Annotated in this window: 15 protein-coding genes; 11 read left to right on the forward strand and 4 right to left on the reverse strand. The window is 59.0% G+C overall.

From position 1 onward, the window contains the following. Positions 1 to 18 precede the first annotated feature (18 nt). From gltB to H8K11_16200, 6 genes are all read left to right on the forward strand, one after another. Positions 19 to 4,539 carry a glutamate synthase large subunit gene (gene gltB, locus H8K11_16175; protein ID MCS6265289.1) on the forward strand — a complete coding sequence of 1,507 codons (4,521 nt, stop codon included), beginning with the start codon at positions 19 to 21 and terminating at the stop codon, positions 4,537 to 4,539. Positions 4,540 to 4,562: 23 nt separating this feature from the next. Beyond that, positions 4,563 to 5,996 carry a glutamate synthase subunit beta gene (locus tag H8K11_16180; protein ID MCS6265290.1) on the forward strand — a complete coding sequence of 478 codons (1,434 nt, stop codon included), beginning with the start codon at positions 4,563 to 4,565 and terminating at the stop codon, positions 5,994 to 5,996. A gap of 607 nt (positions 5,997 to 6,603) precedes the next feature. Continuing rightward, positions 6,604 to 7,428, forward strand: coding sequence for a hypothetical protein (locus H8K11_16185; protein ID MCS6265291.1), 825 nt, complete (start codon positions 6,604 to 6,606; stop codon positions 7,426 to 7,428). A gap of 147 nt (positions 7,429 to 7,575) precedes the next feature. Beyond that, positions 7,576 to 7,785 carry a type II toxin-antitoxin system VapB family antitoxin gene (locus H8K11_16190; protein ID MCS6265292.1) on the forward strand — a complete coding sequence of 70 codons (210 nt, stop codon included), beginning with the start codon at positions 7,576 to 7,578 and terminating at the stop codon, positions 7,783 to 7,785. Next, positions 7,782 to 8,177 (forward strand): PIN domain nuclease, encoded by a 396-nt coding sequence (locus H8K11_16195; protein ID MCS6265293.1) that lies wholly within the window; start codon positions 7,782 to 7,784, stop codon positions 8,175 to 8,177. The genes H8K11_16190 and H8K11_16195 overlap by 4 nt, the downstream gene beginning before the upstream one ends. Before the next feature lie 16 nt (positions 8,178 to 8,193). Next, the gene (locus H8K11_16200) at positions 8,194 to 8,631 is read left to right on the forward strand and encodes a DUF5069 domain-containing protein (GenBank protein ID MCS6265294.1); all 438 of its coding nucleotides are present in this window, start codon (positions 8,194 to 8,196) and stop codon (positions 8,629 to 8,631) included. A 28-nt stretch (positions 8,632 to 8,659) separates the two neighbouring features. Here H8K11_16200 and H8K11_16205 read toward each other — a convergent pair whose 3' ends face one another. Then, positions 8,660 to 9,301: a hypothetical protein gene (locus H8K11_16205; protein ID MCS6265295.1), complete on the reverse strand. Its 642-nt coding sequence runs from the start codon at positions 9,299 to 9,301 to the stop codon at positions 8,660 to 8,662. A 211-nt stretch (positions 9,302 to 9,512) separates the two neighbouring features. Between H8K11_16205 and H8K11_16210 the strand changes: the two genes are divergently transcribed. Then, positions 9,513 to 10,718, forward strand: a complete 1,206-nt coding sequence (locus H8K11_16210) for a hypothetical protein (GenBank protein ID MCS6265296.1) — start codon at positions 9,513 to 9,515, stop codon at positions 10,716 to 10,718. Here the strand turns inward: H8K11_16210 and H8K11_16215 are convergent. Then, on the reverse strand, positions 10,655 to 11,599 hold the full coding sequence (locus H8K11_16215) for an SUMF1/EgtB/PvdO family nonheme iron enzyme (protein ID MCS6265297.1): 945 nt from the start codon (positions 11,597 to 11,599) through the stop codon (positions 10,655 to 10,657). The two genes, H8K11_16210 and H8K11_16215, sit on opposite strands and share 64 nt — an antisense overlap. After that, positions 11,599 to 12,210 (reverse strand): hypothetical protein, encoded by a 612-nt coding sequence (locus H8K11_16220; GenBank protein MCS6265298.1) that lies wholly within the window; start codon positions 12,208 to 12,210, stop codon positions 11,599 to 11,601. Before H8K11_16220 ends, H8K11_16215 begins: the two co-directional genes overlap by 1 nt. A 254-nt stretch (positions 12,211 to 12,464) precedes the next feature. Here H8K11_16220 and H8K11_16225 point away from each other — a divergent pair, with 254 nt between their 5' ends. The 4 genes from H8K11_16225 (at position 12,465) to H8K11_16240 (ending at position 15,067) form a co-directional block, all read left to right on the forward strand. Continuing rightward, the gene (locus tag H8K11_16225) at positions 12,465 to 13,136 is read left to right on the forward strand and encodes a hypothetical protein (protein MCS6265299.1); all 672 of its coding nucleotides are present in this window, start codon (positions 12,465 to 12,467) and stop codon (positions 13,134 to 13,136) included. Between the two features lie 48 nt (positions 13,137 to 13,184). Then, entirely contained in the window at positions 13,185 to 13,814 is a 630-nt protein-coding gene (locus H8K11_16230; protein ID MCS6265300.1) for an MBL fold metallo-hydrolase, read from the forward strand. Between the two features lie 250 nt (positions 13,815 to 14,064). Continuing rightward, positions 14,065 to 14,580, forward strand: a complete 516-nt coding sequence (locus H8K11_16235) for a bifunctional nuclease family protein (protein ID MCS6265301.1) — start codon at positions 14,065 to 14,067, stop codon at positions 14,578 to 14,580. 163 nt (positions 14,581 to 14,743) lie between these two features. Continuing rightward, positions 14,744 to 15,067: a PilZ domain-containing protein gene (locus H8K11_16240; GenBank protein ID MCS6265302.1), complete on the forward strand. Its 324-nt coding sequence runs from the start codon at positions 14,744 to 14,746 to the stop codon at positions 15,065 to 15,067. Positions 15,068 to 15,385: 318 nt separating this feature from the next. Here H8K11_16240 and trpS read toward each other — a convergent pair whose 3' ends face one another. Continuing rightward, complete coding sequence (gene trpS, locus H8K11_16245) at positions 15,386 to 16,375, reverse strand: tryptophan--tRNA ligase (GenBank protein ID MCS6265303.1); 990 nt, start codon at positions 16,373 to 16,375, stop codon at positions 15,386 to 15,388. Between the last annotated feature and the right edge of the window lie 179 nt (positions 16,376 to 16,554).

Genomic DNA, 16,554 nt, shown 5'->3' on the forward strand with positions numbered 1-16,554 from the left:
TGACGAGAAAAACGTGTCATGAATGTACCAGGGCTTCCTCCCAAACAAGGGTTATATGATCCTCAGCACGAAAAAGATGCGTGCGGGGTCGGGTTTGTCGTCGATATCAAGGGCCAGCGCACACATCAGATCGTGCAGCAGGGCCTGCAGGTCTTGGAGAGCCTGACTCATCGAGGGGCGCAAGGGTGCGATCCCTGCACCGGCGACGGCGCAGGCATTCTCCTTCAAGTGCCGCATGAGTTTTTTAAGCGCGCGGCAAAAGACTGCGGGATCAAGCTGCCCGGAGCAGGTGAATATGGCGTGGGCATGGTGTTTCTGCCGCCCGATGCCGATGCCCGTGCGCAGTGCGAGACGGTGTTCAACCGCGTCATCAAGGATGCCAACGCCAAGCTCCTCGGCTGGCGCGACGTGCCGGTCAAGAGCGACGCGATCGGCGAGCTGGCCCGCACGACCGAACCGTTCATGCGGCAGGTGTTCATTGCGCGCGGGATTTTCACCGACGACGAATTCGAGCGACGCCTGTATGTGATCCGGAAGTGCGCGGAGCGGGCGGTGCGGGAATCCGCCATCGAAGGGCGTGAGTACTTCTATATCCCCAGTCTGTCCAGCAGCACCATCGTGTATAAGGGCCTGTTACTGCCGCATCAGATTCCCCAGTACTATCAAGACCTGACCGACAGCAGCGTGACGAGCGGCCTGGCCCTCGTGCACTCGCGCTTCAGCACGAATACCTTCCCGACCTGGCCGCTGGCCCATCCCTATCGCTACATTTGCCACAACGGTGAAATCAACACGTTGAAGGGCAACGTGAATTGGATGCGCGCTCGACAGGGGCGGCTGAACACTGAACTGTTCGGCGAGGACCTGCAGAAACTGTTTCCCATCGTGTACGAGAACCAGAGCGATTCGGCCTGTTTGGACAACGCGCTCGAATTTCTGGTGCTCGGCGGGCGGTCGCTGCCGCACGCGATGATGATGTTGATTCCCGAACCCTGGGTCGCCAATCCGCAGATGGACCTGGATCGCCGTGGATTCTACGAGTACCACGCCGCCATGCAGGAACCCTGGGACGGACCGGCTGCCGTGTGTTTCACCGACGGCAAGCTGATCGGCGCCACGCTGGATCGAAATGGGCTCCGTCCCTGTCGTTATCAGGTGACTACCGACGGTCTGGTGGTGCTGGCGTCCGAAGCGGGCGTGCTTCCGATGGACCCGCAGCGGATTCGGCAGAAGGGCCGTTTGATGCCGGGACGGATGTTCCTCGTGGACACCGTGCAAGGCCGCATTATCGACGACGAAGAAGTCAAAGCCGATATCGTGCGTCGCAAGCCCTATCGCTCCTGGGTGGCTCAGTATCGGATTTCGCTCGATGAGTTGCCGGATCCGATCAACGTGCCGCAGCCGGATCATGCCACGATCCGGCAGCGCCAGCAGGCGTTCGGCTACACCGTCGAAGAACTGAAGATGGTCATCACCCCGATGGTGGTGGAGGGGCAGGAGGCGATCTCGTCGATGGGCACGGACACGCCGCTGGCGGTGTTGTCGGATCGGCCGCAACTGCTGTTCAAATACTTCAAGCAACTCTTTGCGCAGGTCACGAATCCGCCGATCGATCCGATCCGCGAAGAGCTCGTGATGTCGCTCACGACCAGCATCGGGCCCAAGCCTAATCTGATGGATGAACATCCGGAATCCTGCCGGCGCATCCGGGTGAAGCAGCCGATCCTGACGAACGCCGATCTGCAGAAGATCCGCGAGATTAACGACCCCAATTTTAAGAGCAAGACGCTGAAGATGTTGTTCCGCGTCGCCGAAGGCCCGGAAGGGTTAGGCGCGGCGGTTGACGATCTCTGCCGCCAGGCCTCGCAGGCGATTCGCGAGGGGTACAAATTCCTCATCCTCAGCGATCGCGGGGTCAATGCGGACTACGCGCCGATTCCGAGTCTGCTCGGTGTGGCGGCGGTGCACCATCACCTGGTGCGGGAATGCACGAGGACCGAAGTGGGCCTGACGGTGGAAACCGGCGAGCCGCGCGATGTCCATCACTTCGCTTGCCTGATCGGTTTCGGAGCCGGGACGGTGAATCCCTACCTGGTGTTCGAGTCGCTGGTGGACTTGGAGCGTGACGGCTATTTCCCCGAAGGGCTCGACGCGCCGACGGCGGAAGGCAAGTTCATCAAAGCCATTAACAAAGGCTTGCTCAAGATCTTCTCGAAGATGGGCATCTCCACGGTCCAATCCTATTGTGGCGCGCAGATTTTCGAAGCGATCGGACTCAATCACGAATTGATCGACCGCTATTTCACCGGCACGCCGTCGCGGATCGAAGGCATCAGCATCCGGGAGATCGGTGAAGAGACGTTGCGACGGCATCGCGTGGCCTACGAGCCGGCCCCGATCCGGCAGTTGGATTTCGGCGGCGAGATTCACTATCGCATCCAGGGCGAGCACCATAATTGGAATCCGGACACCATCTATAAGTTGCAGCATGCGACCAGGAACAACGATCCGAAGACGTTCGCCGAGTTTTCGCAGCTGGTGAACGATGAAAGCAGGCGCCGGTCGAACCTGCGCGGCTTGCTAGAGTTCAAGTTCCAGCCTGAGGCGATTCCGCTCGATGAGGTGGAGCCGGCGAAGGACATCGTGAAGCGATTCACGACCGGTGCCATGTCGTTCGGGTCGATCAGCAAAGAAGCCCATGAGACGCTGGCCATCGCGATGAACCGGCTGGGCGCGAAGAGCAACACCGGCGAAGGCGGCGAAGATCCCGAACGGTTCACGCCGCTGCCGAACGGCGATTCCAGAAACAGCTACATCAAGCAGGTGGCGTCGGCGCGGTTCGGAGTCACGAGCCACTACCTCGTGAATGCCAAGGAACTGCAAATCAAGATGGCGCAGGGAGCCAAGCCGGGTGAAGGCGGACAGCTGCCCGGTCATAAGGTCGATGAGAACATCGCGCGTCTGCGGTATTCAACGCCGGGCGTGCAGCTCATTTCTCCGCCGCCGCACCATGACATTTACTCCATCGAAGACCTGGCGCAGCTGATCTTCGACTTGAAGAATGCCAACTCCGAGGCCGCCGTCTCGGTCAAGCTGGTGTCCGAAGTCGGAGTCGGCACAGTAGCCGCCGGCGTAGCGAAGGCCCATGCGGACAAGGTCCTGATCAGCGGCGACTCCGGCGGAACCGGGGCTTCTCCGCTCTCGTCCATCAAGTATGCTGGGGTACCCTGGGAGCTGGGATTGGCGGAAACGCATCAGACGCTGGTCCTCAACGACCTGCGCGGCCGGATCCGGGTCGAAACCGACGGCCAGATGAAGACCGGACGCGATGTTGCCATCGCCGCGCTCCTGGGCGCCGAAGAGTATGGGTTTGCGACGGCCCCGCTCATCATCGAAGGCTGCATCATGATGCGGAAGTGCCACCTCAATACCTGCCCAGTCGGCATTGCGACCCAGGATCCGGTGTTGCGTAAAAAGTTCACCGGCCAGCCGGAGCATGTCGTTAATTTCTTCTTCTTCATCGCCGAAGAGTTGCGGCAGATCATGGCCAAGCTGGGATTCCGGACCATCAATGAAATGGTCGGCCGCGTGGACAAACTGAAGATTCACAAGGCCGTCGAACATTGGAAGGCCAAGGGCTTGGATCTGACGCCGCTGCTCAAGATGCCGGAAGTCGGTCCAGAGGTGTCTCGCTATTGCGTACAGAAGCAGGATCACGGCATTGCGGACATTTTGGATCGGAAGCTTATCGAGCAGTGCCGACCGGCGATCGATCGCGGCGAAAAGGTCATGCTCGAACTGCCGATCAGGAATTTGAATCGCACGGTCGGGACGATGCTCTCCAGTCAGATCGCAAAGAAATACGGGTTGGAAGGGTTGCCTGCCGACACGATCACGATCAAGTTTAATGGATCAGCCGGCCAATCGTTCGGAGCGTTTCTCTCGCGCGGCATCACGCTGGTGCTGGAAGGTGAGTCGAACGATTACATCGGCAAGGGCCTCTCGGGTGGCAAGATTATCGTCTTCCCGCCGAAGAACGCGATTTACACGCCGGAAGAAACGATACTCGTCGGCAATACCTCGCTGTACGGTGGAACGCAGGGCGAAGCCTATTTCTACGGCATGGCCGGGGAACGGTTCGCGGTCCGAAACAGCGGCGTGCGGGCCGTCGTCGAAGGCACCGGCGACCATGGCTGCGAATACATGACCGGCGGAGTGGTGGCGGTATTGGGCCGCACGGGCAGGAATTTCGCCGCGGGTATGTCCGGCGGCGTGGCGTTTGTGCTGAACGAACTGGATAAATTCCAGTCGCGCTGCAACCTGGGCATGGTGGAGTTGGAGCAGGTCACGAGCGACGACGATAAGAAGTTGCTGCACGACATGATCACCTCCCACTTCATGTATACCGGCAGCCGGAATGCTAAGCGTATCCTGGATGGTTGGGATGCGATTCTGCCGAAGTTCGTGAAGGTGATGCCGATCGACTACAAACGTGTGCTGGCCGAACGGAAAGCGGCGGCGGCTAAAGTAGCCAAGTAATACAAGCGAGAGACGAATACGCGATGGGTGATCCAAAAGGCTTTCTAAAATACGCGCGTGAGGGACCGAAGCGGAAACCGGTCGAGTTGCGTGTGCTCGATTGGAAGGAAATGTACGAGCCGATCGCCGAGGACAAGCTCAAGGTCCAGGGCGCCCGTTGCATGGATTGCGGTGTGCCGTTTTGTCAGGGCAATACCGGTTGTCCGGTCGTGAACCTGATCCCTGAGTGGAACGATCTCGTCTACCGCGGGCGCTGGAAAGATGCGCTCAAAGCCCTGCACACCACGAATAACTTTCCTGAGTTCACCGGTCGGCTCTGCCCCGCACCCTGCGAAGGGGCCTGCGTATTGGGGATCAACAGCGATCCCGTGTCGATCCGTGTGCTCGAATGGAACATCATCGACCGTGGCTTCAACGAAGGCCTGGTCGAACCGGCCATGCCGGTCAGAAAAACGGGCAAGACCATCGCGATCATCGGATCGGGACCCGCCGGTCTGGCGGCTGCGCAGCAACTGGCGCGGGCGGGACACACGGTGACGGTGTTCGAGAAATCCGATCGCATCGGCGGGTTGCTGCGCTACGGGATTCCCGATTTCAAAATGGAAAAGTGGGTGATCGACCGGCGGCTCGAGCAGATGAAGGCCGAAGGGGTGGAGTTCAAGACCGGCGTCACCGTGGGGAAAGATATCACCGGTGAGCAGTTGCGCCAGCAGTTCGATGCCGTCGGGTTGACCATGGGTGCCGAGATGGCGCGTGACCTGCCGGTCCCCGGTCGGGAACTCAAGGGCATCCATTTCGCCATGGAGTATCTGACCCAACAAAATAAGCGAACGGCGGGCATTTCCGTCTCCGAGGAACCGATCACCGCCAAAGGCAAACGGGTCATTATCATCGGTGGTGGCGATACCGGGTCCGATTGTCTGGGAACCGCGCATCGCCAGGGTTGCAGCGAAGCGCACCAGTTTGAAGTGTTACCGGAGCCGCCCCCGTCGCGGTCGAGTTCCACCCCCTGGCCGCTCTGGCCCATGCAACTTCGCACGTCGCATGCGCACGAAGAAGGTTGCGACCGCCAGTGGAGCGTCTCCACGACCAAGTTTACCGGCCACAACGGCCACGTTACCAAGCTGCATGCCAATCGGGTCAAGTTCGAAGGCGGCAAGTTCGTCCCGATGCCGAATACCGACTTTGAATTGGATGCGGACCTCGTGTTGCTCGCCATGGGCTTCACGGGCCCGGTCAGAAACGGTTTCCTCGACAGCCTCGGCGTCACCTACGATGCGCGCGGTTGCGTCACCGTGGACGACAACTTCATGACCAACCTCGACGGCGTCTTTGCCGGCGGCGACACCAAGCGCGGCGCCTCCCTCATCGTCTGGGCCATCGCCGAAGGGCGCAAGATGGCAGCAGGCGTCGATAAGTATCTGCAAGCCAACAAGTCAGCAAGAACTGGCCGCTGAAAAAACCTCCCAGCGTCGTTCTCGCTTCGCTCAAACCCTCAACGTACCGAAACGGTACGCCTCGGATTCTCGCTCGCTGCGGCCTCGCTGGATAGGCTCTTTGAGCGGCCTGGGCTGCCTAGGCATACTTCGCCGGTACCCTCGCCAGAGCCCTCGTCTAACCTATATTTCAAATTGACGCTTAGCAAAGCCGCTCGACATGAACAGCCAGTCGTCCGATCGGACTAATACGACCAAATCCTGCTCGTGGCGACACTTTCTGCTACGTCGGTTCAACGGCTTGCATGGCTGGAAGAGGCGCTTCATCGGGCGTACGCAAGTGGTGCGTTGAGTACTAGATCACCGATTGCCAAAAGTGATTGGGCTGCGGTATACCCGCTATCCCTCTGATTGTCAGGGCCGTTGCGAAGGGCGCAGGATGGCGGCAGGCGTGGAGAGGTATTTGCGAGCGAACAAGTCCGCGAAAGCAGGCCTACGTGAAATCCTCCCAGCTTTGCAGCCTAGCTGAGGTCTGGTCTATGCGTTTCCCTTCAGGTAGACCCGCCGATCTCAACAACGTAGAATGCCCACGTCTCTTACGACCATTTCTCAGTTGTCAGGTTCCCGAATGGCTGAAACCACATTGCCGCCCTCTTCAGCCAAAAATAATGTTGTCGCACCCTTAGTCCAATCGGATATATCTGTGCCAGCATCTACGGAATCCGTCGGTGCAATCGTGGAGGTTCCACCATTCCATGAGTTTGCCGACATCATTAAACCGTTCACTCCTGACGCGCTAGCCAATGGATTCTCCACGCTCGTTGGTGCACTTATTGGTGCCATGCTTGCATACATGTTGCAACGGCGGTTTCAGCGCTCCTTGGAGCATAAGAATGCGCTTACAGCAGGTCACAGGCTAATGTTTGCATTGCTTCAGCAAATCAATACTATCGTTCTCATTCAGCGTGATTATGTGGAAACTGAGCTGAACAATCCTGGACGATTTCTTTCAATTCCGGCAACGCCTCAATTTGATACCACAAAGAATGTTCTAGATCTCCCCGAGTTGGCTTTTCTTCTGCAAAAGCAGGATGGGCGAGTCTTACTCTATGAGTTTTATATCGCACAGCAAAACTATATTGAGGCGCTGAACCAGTGGAATCTTCGTTCTGCCTTGCACCTTGAAAAAGTACAACCGGCTCTAGCCTCTGCTGGTATCTCGAGTGGGGCAACAATAACTAGGGAACAGTTGATGACAACATTGGGAGATCACTTGTTTGGCCATATTTTGAATTCGACCGACAACTGCATTGAGTCGCTACGTCGTGCGTTTGACCTGCTCTCAAAAGTTAAGGTCCGAGTTCGGACATACTTGGTTCGCCGATTCAAGACCGATGATTTTGCCGATTTTGACTATCCTGATACTTATGGATTAACAGATAGACGCGGGTGAAGGCCGCTGTTCTCCGAGGTCTGATTTTTTTATTCGAAGCGACTTCCTGCGTCCAGTCCCCATCAACACCGACTTCCTCTCTGCTTGCTTCTCTTGAAATGTGTGTGTATTATTTTGAAAATTGTACACATCTTCCGCGGAGGTTCTATGCGCACCAACATCGTGATCGACAATGGCTTGATGCAGCGCGCAATGAAGGCGACCGGGCTCTCCACTAAGAAAGCCGTGGTGGAGGAGGGCCTTCGGTTGTTGATAAAGGTGAAGGGCCAGGAAGGTATTCGCCGTTTACGTGGAAAAGTTGAGTGGGAAGGAAATCTCGGTGCGATGCGGGAAGGTCGGATTAAGGCTGCTTCATGATAATTGTCGATACGACGGTATGGGTCGATTACCTGCGAGGAACACGCACTTCCCATGCTGACTGGCTGGACTCTCAGCTGGCGAGCGAACGCCTTGGTCTGACCGATTTGATCCTATGCGAAGTATTGCAAGGTATCACCAATACCAAGCAGTTTGAGGCGGTGCAGGAGGAGTTGCTGAAGTTAGCCGTTTTCGAGACAGGGACGGTCGCAATCGCTGTCGAGGCGGCGCTGAACTACCGGCGGCTCCGTGCTGCCGGGCGAACAGTTCGGAAGACAATCGATTCCCTCATTGCGACATTTTGCCTGATGGAGGGGTACAGCCTGCTCCACAATGATCGTGATTATGATCCGTTCGAAGATGTGCTCGGATTGAAAGTCATTCATCCCTAAGAAGGACAATTCTCTTATGTCTGATCAACAGTATCCCCGCAGTCCAAAAGTCCTCCTCGGTGGCATTGCCCATCTGGGGCGGTTTATCGACAAGGTTCGCTTGCGGCATGCAGGCAAGATTCAGGACTACAATTACATCACGGTCGGGTTCGATAAGTATCTGATCGATTTTCTGCAGATCGATCCGAAGGCTTTCGAGCAGCAGGTGCTGGCCGGTGAGAGTGATGAGAAGTTGTTGGGTTGGGTGAGGGCCAACGGCCGCAAGCATTCCGACGAAGAAATTGTGCAATGGTCGAAGGGGCTTCTGGCCGGGGGCCCGAAGGATGACGCGGCGAAGCAGCGGTATCAGGGGCGTCTGCAGGACATCGCCACGAAGCGTGGTGTGCCGGTGGCGGCGCTGCCTTCCGCAACCACCTGGGTCGATGCGATCGAGCTGGACGAAGGACGGATGTAAGATTGCGGCCGGGGTGTGCGGCGAGTCGCTATCGCACCTCGGTCCATCCGGTGGATTGCGACTTGAAGATGACGGTGCGGGATGAGGTCCGGACGACCATGCCGTTCTGACTGCCGTCGACCGACAGGACGCGTTCTTCCGGCGTCCAGGCGATATTGAAGAAGCCGCCGGTGTAGGTCGAAAATCCCAGCGCGCGTTCGTTGGTGATGGCGACGGCCACGTGCCCGTGCCCTCGTAGCTGGACGACCTTCTCGTTTGGCCCCAGCGACAGCGTCGTCCAGTGCCCCCGCGTTTCTTGAAATCCATACACCTGTTGATTGCTGTGCGCGAGAATCAGAAACGGCAGTAGTTGATGCCGCCCGATCCGCTCTTCGACTCCGAGCGACACCTCCCTCCACTGCCGAAGGCCGGCAGAAAATCCTAACAATCTGGTCGAGGTCTGGACGAAGCCGGTATGGCCCTTCGCACTGGATGTAATGACGGACTCGCCAGGTTCAAGCGATTCTTCGACGCCGCCACCCGCGGCCGACCAGGCAATGACCTTATCGGCGGTAGGCGTGACGGTCACTTGCCCACCTCCGCCCCGGCTCTGCGAGAGAGTAGGCATCAGCAGCAAGCCGGCGATGGAGACCATGATCATGGCCGGTATGAGAGCGATCAATCGACGCATGGATGTTCTCCCTGCGTCCCAACCTACCACAGCATTCCCCGCAAGCGAAGGTTGAAGTGTTCAGTCCTGTCGCGTTGTGTCAGATCTATACAGTGATGGTAGGTTGCTTCATGGTGCGGTCATGGTAGAAATGGTCGTCCCTATCGGCAGAAAAGAGGCGATCAAGTCGGCAGAAAAGAGGCGATCAAGTCGGCAGAAAAGAGGCGATCAAGTGAGATCCCGGTGGGTCATACTCTCATGGTCCCTGGCGCTTGGCGCTGGACTGCCGCTACTCGGTGTCTGGTGGGCTGGTAGGCCCGTCGCGTCTTATCTCGAATTTCCACCGACGACGCAGTTTGTTGCCCACGAGCCCTTTTCCTGGCCGATCTTCACGGTGCTGGCAGCAGTGATCATCGGGATACTTGCCCCGTTTTGGTCGTACGTTTTGCGGACGCAGCGACCTGGCTTGCCGGCAACGGCCGATCCGAGTCACGTTTCACGTGTTACGTTTCACGAGCGCCGCGCGTCCCTGGGCCGCTTTCCCTGGTGGGGCTGGCTCGCGTTGTTCTGGACTCTGGGCATCTGGTGCCTGGCCTGGACCCGATTCGAGTGGATGCACTCACTTCAGCCCCACACCTTCGCCCCGCTCTGGTTGGGCTACATCGTGCTGGTGAATGCGCTGACGTATCGTCGCACCGGCCGTTGCATGCTGCTGCATCGTCCGCGCTATTTCCTGTCGCTCTTTCCGCTCAGCGCCGCCTTCTGGTGGTTCTTCGAATATCTGAATCGCTTCGTTCAGAACTGGCACTACGTCGGTGGAGGAGAGTTGACCGAATGGGAGTATCTGGTGCGCGCGACGCTGCCCTTCTCGACGGTGCTGCCTGCGGTGCTTGGTACGGCAGAATGCTTGACCGCTTCACCTCGATGCTCTGCGGCGCTGGATCGGTTTGTGACGCTCGAATTCAAGAATCGTATGAGCTGGGGATGGGGGCTCTTGATCGGTTCGGCCGTCGGCCTCTTTGGTATCGGTCTATGGCCGGACTATCTCTTCTCGCTGGTGTGGGTGGCGCCGCTGTTGCTGATCACGTCGCTGCAATTGATTCGTGATGAGCCGACGATATTCAGCGAGACCGCGCATGGCGATTGGCAGACGCTCTGGGTGGCGGCGCCTGCGGCGCTGATCTGCGGCTGGTTCTGGGAGATGTGGAACTTTTATAGCCTAGCCCGATGGGAATATGCGGTGCCGTTCGTACACCGGTTCAAACTGTTCGAGATGCCGCTGCTCGGGTATGCCGGCTACCTTCCGTTCGGGCTGGAATGTCTGGCTGTGGCGGACTTGTGCTTGTCGAGAAAGTTTTCGGGAGGCGTGGCTTATTACCGTGTGGTTGAAGGGGGCACCGATTTTGCGCAGCGAAAGCCGACGGTGGCGGAGCGCTGATCGGCCGGCGCGCCGCTGCGGGTGGCGGTCCTGAGCATGATCGGACGACTTTTCCAGGACCCGCCGCGCAGGCTCTTGTAGCGGCCGCTGGTCGGTCCGGGCGGATTTCGTTCCGGCATGTAGGCGTAATAATCGAAGCCGAACCAGTCGTTGACCCATTCGGCGACATTCCCCGCCATGTGGTGAACGCCATAGTAACTTTTCCCCGCCTCGCCGCTGCTCACGGGCGCCAGGATCGGGATCTCATGCACGTGATGTTGCCCGAACATGGCCAGTGTGCTGTCGGGGAGGGTGTCTCCCCAGGGGAAGCGATTTCCGTCCGGCCCGCGCGCGGCTTTCTCCCATTCCGCTTCGGTCGGCAGGCGTTTGCCCAATGAGCGGCAGAGGCTATCGGCTTCTTTCCAGGTCACGTAGAGCGCCGGCCACTGGGCCAGCGTCTCATCGGTGACGGAGTGCACTGTGATCACGTGCCAGATGAGATGTTGGAGATCTTTCGACGGGTGGAGCTTGTGGGCGAATAGATACGATAAGTATTCCCCGAGACTGATTTCGTCGCGGTCGATTTCGTAGGCGTCCATCCAGACGCGGTGTTGCGGGAGTTCCGTATCGTCGAACTGTGTGCCCATCCCATAGGGATCGTCATCCACGCGGACGCTGCCCAGCAGAAACGGTCCTTCGGGAATGAGAATCGTCGGCGAACCGGCCGTGAGTTTGGCGATGGACGTCAGGTGTTTGGCCAGTTCGGCGGAGGGCGGCGGACTGGGGGCACGATTGGCAGCCGGGAAACTCGGGGTGGACCAGGCTGAGGCAAGGAGCAGGATGGCAAGGCCTACGCAGCGTGGAATGGAGGCCATTCCCGATAGGGCGAAACGGGCAGACATTACAATTTACTCGGCGAGGCGACGGCTTTTCCGATTTCGGCAATGAGCCGGCGTTCGATCTCTGCGGTTTCCTCCGCATCCACCGCCAGGATGCGACCGCCCTGCGCCAGGCGCTCAAAGTCGGCTTTCACGCTCAGGCGGGTGACGTTGGACGGCATGGCTTGGAGCGACACCACATACTGATTGCGCGAGCCTGAGGTTTCCAGCGAGGTCGGGGTGGTGACCTTGCGTTCGGTGACGTAGATCGTTTTCTGGTCGGTCTTGACGCTGACTTTCACGCGATAGCCGTTACGCGCCAAGGCCTCCTCGGCGGCTTTTCCGACTGCGGAGAGCGGGCGCGGGATGTCCTCGATTTGCGCCCCCTTCTCTTCGACGCGGATATTGTCCGTGGCCTGGGCCGCCTTTGCGGCCGTTCGCTGAATTTCTCCCGACAGTTTTTTCGACTCGGCCAGTTGGGAGTCGAGTTTCGTCCCGAGCGCCTTAGCTTCCGCCTGCAGTGCCTTCGCTTCGGCTTGAGCATGCTCCGCCTGCTTCTTGGCGTCCCGCAATTCCTGGTTCAGCAGATCGATCTGCTGCTGCATGACCTTGTTGCCGTCCTGCAGTGAATTCAAGACCGATTCCTGCTTTGCCAGTTGCTTGCGAAGGTTTTCGTTTTCCTGGCGAAAGGGCGACTCATCGGGTGCGCATCCGACACACCACGATAGTACTGCGAGGCCGAAGAGAGGTGCGAGCGATCGCTGGGGAGGCTTGATCATAGTTTGGGTAAGACCCTCAGACCAATACCAGAGTTTGGCCCCCCTTGTCCATCTTCATTCATGTTCCCGCCGGTTTGACCCGTCACGAAACAAGCGGCTATTCTGTGGTCATGGCGTTCTGGTGCAAGGTGATTGTAGTGGTCGGTCTGGCGCTGCTGCGGCCTGAGGCGGCGATCGTTTTTTCCGCCGCCGCACCGGAGGCGGAGCAGCCGCAGCCTGTACCGGCTGAGGAGTATCCGTTCTATGACCTTGCCGTCGAGGAGAAGTTCCTGACCTCTCGCACCAGGCTGGTCATTATCGAACGGATGACGGCGATCCGCCTGCATCCGGAGGAGCCGCAGTTGCCGACGGCGGCCTGGTTTGCCGAGCAGGAATTTTTTGACGGTCGTCTGCCCAAGGATCTCATTCGGGATTTCGTGGCCAAGGCACAGCGACCCGCTCGATTGGATGCCCGCTTTGCCTTCGGTGTGCGTTACCGGTTCGTTTCCGGCGAGGGCGTACCGGACACGGAAGCTGCGGTGCCGGTTCTTCCCGTTGCCTGGCGGGTTGAGGGGGAGGGTGACGGGGATGCGCTCGAAATCCTCGACCGGCTGGCCTTCTCTCGTGTGGGACTGACGTTGCGGGGCGACCAGGCCCTGCTCTATGTCGCGAATCAGCGGCCTAATGCGACCGGTGCCGGATTCCTGTTCTGGTTCGTGCGCCGACAGGGGCGTTGGGAGATTTACGATACCGAAGTGCTGTGGGTTGCGCAGCCGGACCAGAATCCTTCCGGCCGCCGATAGCAGGAGCTGGTGGGTCGTGGTGCTCGTGTGGTTCATTGAGGAGTGTGCATGATTCGCAAGACCTTTTCCGTTCCACCGCTCGGTTGTAACTGCTCGATCATCGGAGATCCGATCACCAAACAAGCGATTGTGGTCGATCCGGGCGGGGCGCCGGAGCGCATTCTGCAGGAAGTCCGCGCGATGGGATTGACGGTGGTGAGCATTGTGCACACGCATGCGCATTTTGATCACTTTCTCGCATCTGGGGCGATGAAGCAGGCAACCGGCGCCGCGCTCTGCCTGCATCCCGATGATCTTCCTCTCTGGGACATCCTGGAGATGCAGTGCCGCATGTTCGGGGTGCCTTATGTCCCGGCGCCACCGCCGGATTATTGGTTGAAGGATGAAGAGCGGTTGGCGGTCGGCGAGTTGGAAGGGATCGCGTTGCACACGCCCGGGCATACGCCCGGGTCCATGTGTTTTCACTTTCCTGCTGCGAAGGTGGTGCTGGCCGGGGACACCTTGTTTCGCGGATCCATCGGCCGCACCGATCTCTGGGGCGGAGATTTCAATGCCATCGAACAGTCGATCCGGGAACGATTGTACACACTCGACGAACAGACCGCCGTGGTGACCGGGCACGGGCCCGAGACGGAAATTGGTAGGGAGCGAGAGACCAATTCCTTTGTGCGAGCCTAGCAGGACGCGGAAAAAGTCCACCAGCGGCGTTCTCGCTTCGTTCAGAGGCTCACCGTACGGCGCAGAGTACGATTCACCTCTTCGCTCGCTGCGGCCTTGCTGGACGGCCTTTTTGCGCATCCTGCTGGCGATTCTGACGCTGCCATGGCATGCGAGCTGTCCGGGATGTATTAGGCAAGAATTGACTTTTCCACAGTGTGGTAGCAGCGGGGGCTCATAGCAGCTCCCATGTGAACCACAGGAGGGAACCATGAGCGCGATAACACGGTGCTGGTTGGTGTTTCCACTCCTCTCACTGGTGCTGGCGCTGCCCGTTTCCGATCCCAAAGCCGGTGCCGGCGAGGCCGGCGGTTCTCCCACTGTGACCATCAGCGATGTGCGTGTCCGGCTCTCCGACCATGGCCCCGTGGTCCTGCTTTCGGCGGACGGAAAGAGTATCCCCATCTTTGTCGATCACACGGTGGCCGCCTCCATTCAAGCGGCGTTGACCGGTGAGAAATTGCCCCGCCCGCTTTCCCACGACCTGATGCATACCATTCTCGAGTCGCTCGGCGGTCGTGTGGTCCGGACCGTGATTACGCTCAAGGCAGGAACGTATTACGGAAGTTTAACCGTGGCGTTTCAGGGACAGGAAAAGGTCTTCGACAGCCGGTCCTCAGACTCCATTGCTTTGGCGATTCACTTTCAGGCGCCCATTCTCGTGGGACGAGACATGTTGGATGCGGTCGGCACGTCGATAGGGGAGCCCAAGCCGGAAGCCTTGTAGTGTCGCGAACCCTGCCTGTCCGCTTTGCATCGTTCCCCCTGCGCTTCGCAGGACCCTTTCTGCCAAGAATCAGGCAGTGCTGGTGTTTTAGCGGGTTCTGGCCTATCGTGACGGGTGATGCGACGCAGCCCGTTGCTCAACGGGCACGGAGGCCGAATTCACGATGAAGAATCAACGCAAGCATGAACGTGTTCACGTTCAGTTTCGCAGTCATTTTTCGATGAAGGGGAAGATGCTGGCCGGGGACGGGGATCTGACCGATCTGTCTCCAGGCGGCTGTCGAATTCTCAGCCCGGTGCAGGTGCTGGTCGGCGCCGAGGTGGAGCTGTGCATTTTCCCGGGGGACAGCGCCAACCCCATTCTCATCGATGGAGCCACCGTGCGCTGGTGTCGGCCGAACGAATTCGGTCTCTCGTTTACGAAGATCCGAGTGCCTGTGCAGCGCCAACTGACCGATGTCTGGCGCAAACTCGCCAAACCAGCCTAGTCCCGTTGTACTCTAAGAACCAGTCCCGCAGCTGTTGCGTCGGCGCAACTAGCAGGCTGCGGAACAACTCATTTTTTTGCATAATACGTCGCGATCAACTCACGTGCCGTGTCGGCGGTAGAATCACCGCAGGATGCGCAAAAAGGCCGTCCAGCAAGGCCGCAGCGAGCGAAGAGGCGAATCGTACTCGTGCTGTACGGTGAGCTTCTGAGGTTCACGACGCGCTGAATAAAGCGCGTCACGTTTGTGAACGCCGCCGAGACGGTGAGGCGGCAGTGTCTTGCGAGAACGCCGCTGGCGGACTTTTTCCGCATCCTGCTAGATCTTCATGGCGTCGCGCACTTCGGCCATGGTCTGCGATGAGACGGCCGTGGCGCGGCGGCGCCCGTCTTCGGCGATCTCGTCCAGGCGCGACGGATGCTGGGTGAGGGTGGCGCGGGCGTCCCACATCGGCGCCAGGCGCTCCACCACGCGATCGGCCACCAGCTTTTTGCAATCGATGCAACCGATCGCCGCCTTGCGACAGTCTTGATTGATCTGCTCGATCACCGGGAGCGGGGAGAAAATCTTGTGAAAATCGTAGACGGGGCAGATATCCGGGTTGCCGGGGTCGTGGCGTCGCACCCGCGCCGGATCGGTGATCATAGTCTTGATCTTTTGCCGGACGACGGGCTCCTGATCGGAGAGGTTGATGGCGTTGCCGTAGCTCTTGCTCATCTTGCGCCCGTCTGTGCCCAGGACCTTCGCAAACTTGGTGAGGTGCTCCTGCGGGTCGGGAAACACCGGGCGATAGAGACTGTTGAAACGGCGTGCGAGTTCGCGCGTGAGTTCGAGGTGCGGTAACTGGTCTTTGCCCACCGGCACGAAATCGGGTTTGTAGAGCAGGATATCCGCGGCCTGCAGAACCGGGTAGCCCAGAAATCCGTAGGTGCTCAGGTCGCGCTCCTTGATCTCTTCCTGTTTCTCCTTGTAGGTCGGGTTCCGTTCCAGCCAGGAGACCGGAATGATCATGGAAAACAACAGATGGAGAATGGCATGGTCCGGCACCTGGGACTGGACGAAAACGGTGGCGCGCTTCGGGTCGATCCCGGCTGCCAGCCAATCGATCAGCAGTTCCCGCACATATTCTTTGATGCGGCTGGTGTCGGCGTAGTTGGAGGATAAGGCATGCCAGTCCGCCACGAAGAAGAAGCACTCGTACTGCTCCTGCAGCGCGTTCCAGTTCTCCAACGCGCCCAACCAATTGCCAAGATGGAGCAGGCCGCTCGGCTGCATCCCGCTGAGTACCCGCTTCTGACCCGTCGTCATACCATCACTCCTGTGTTCTCGCAGAATGCTGAAAACGCCCGCCGGCCTCGTTCTTGCCCTGTCTCGGCTCTTCGCTCGCGGCGGCCTTGCCGGACGGTCCTTATGAGCATTCTGAGTCGCTGATCGATCTCGCCGGAAATTTCAACGGTTCGATTTTCTTACCACCGGCGCCGCATCCG

The organism is Nitrospira sp., from assembly GCA_024998565.1.
GTDB lineage: Bacteria > Nitrospirota > Nitrospiria > Nitrospirales > Nitrospiraceae > Nitrospira_A.